This is a genomic window from Monashia sp. HAY1-2A (genome assembly GCF_056755315.1).
The window spans coordinates 1-1,421 of the sequence record NZ_JBNDHY010000297.1; the positions used below are offsets into that span (position 1 = coordinate 1).

A 1,421-nucleotide genomic window follows, 5' to 3' on the forward strand; every position below is an offset into this window, starting at 1 on the left:
TGTCGGACCGCACCGCGATGGTCGAAGGCCAACCTGGCGCGGAGTGGGTCGCCGGCGTCCGTGCCGAGCTCGAGGCCGCGCCCGAGACCACCGTCCTGACCCGCACCTGCGTGTTCGGCAGCTACGACAACAACTACCTCATCGCCGTGGAACAGCGTCCGGAGGGCGAGCCGTCCACCGCCGGGACGGTGAGGGACGGGGTGTCACGCCAGCGCGTGTGGCACGTCTCCGCCCGCCAGGTGGTGCTGGCGGTCGGGGCCTTCGAACGCCCGATCGTCTTCGCGGACAACGACGTCCCCGGCATCATGCTCGCCTCCGCGGCACGTGCGTACGCCGACCGCTGGGGTGCGCTGCCCGGACGGAACGTCGTCGTGTTCACCACGAACGACTCCGCCTACGAGGCCGCGCACGCGCTGATGCATGCCGGTGCGGAGGTGACGGTCGTCGACGCCCGGGAGCAGATGACCGCGCCGAGCAGTGCCCAGCAGGGTGCTCTGCGCGCCGGCATGGTCGTGCACGCCTCGTCCGCAGTCACCTCCGTCGAGGGTGTCGACGCCGTCACTGCAGTCACGGTCGCGCCCATCGACGCCGACGGCCAGCCGGTCGGGCCGGGGCAGACCCTCGAGTGCGACCTCGTGGCGGTGTCCGGCGGCTGGACGCCCAACGTCAACCTGCACAGCCAGCGGCAGGGCTCGCTTCGGTGGGACGACGAGCTGGCCGGTTTCGTGCCGTCGGGTGAGGTCCGCGACCAGCTCGTGGTCGGCGCCGGGAACGGCACCTACTCCACCATCGACTGCCTCATGGAGGGCGAACGGGCTGGGCGGGCGGCCGTGGTGGCGGCCGGGTTCTCCCTGCCCGGCGAGCCCACCGAGTCGTCGACCGAGAGCCCGCAGGCGCGTCGCGAGCGCCAGCACCGTGCTGCCGGGCAGGTCCGTCAGCTGTGGGCCGTGCCGTCTGTCGACGGGTCCTTCGACCGGCACTTCGTCGACCTCAGCCGCGACAACACCGCGGCGGACGTGCTGCGCGCCACCCACGCCGGGATGCACTCTGTCGAGCACGTCAAGCGGTACACCTCCATCAGCACCGGCGTCGACCAGGGCCGCATCGGCGGCGTCAACACGATCGGGCTGCTGACCCAGGTGCTCTCCGGCCGTGACACGGCCTCGATACCGCCGGGACAGCCCGGACAGGACCCCGCGGCGAAGGCAGACGGGTCGGGCTCGGCCGCTGCGAGGCGCCCGACCCCGGGCGCGATCGGCACGACGACGTTCCGCGCCCCGTTCACGCCGGTGGCCTTCGTGGCCCTCGCCGGCCGTGGCCGAGGCGAGCTCTTCGACGCCGCGCGCACCAGCCCCGCCCACGCGTGGCACGTCGAGCACGGCGCCCTGTTCGAGGACGTCGGACAGTGGAAGCGCCCCTGG

At 73.0% G+C, this 1,421-nt stretch carries 1 protein-coding gene; it reads left to right on the forward strand.

The annotated features are described in order from the left end of the window. Positions 1–17 precede the first annotated feature (17 nt). The coding region (locus ACPYOM_RS21930) for an NAD(P)-binding domain-containing protein (RefSeq protein ID WP_481347578.1) at positions 18–1,421 on the forward strand (1,404 nt) is incomplete at its 3' end.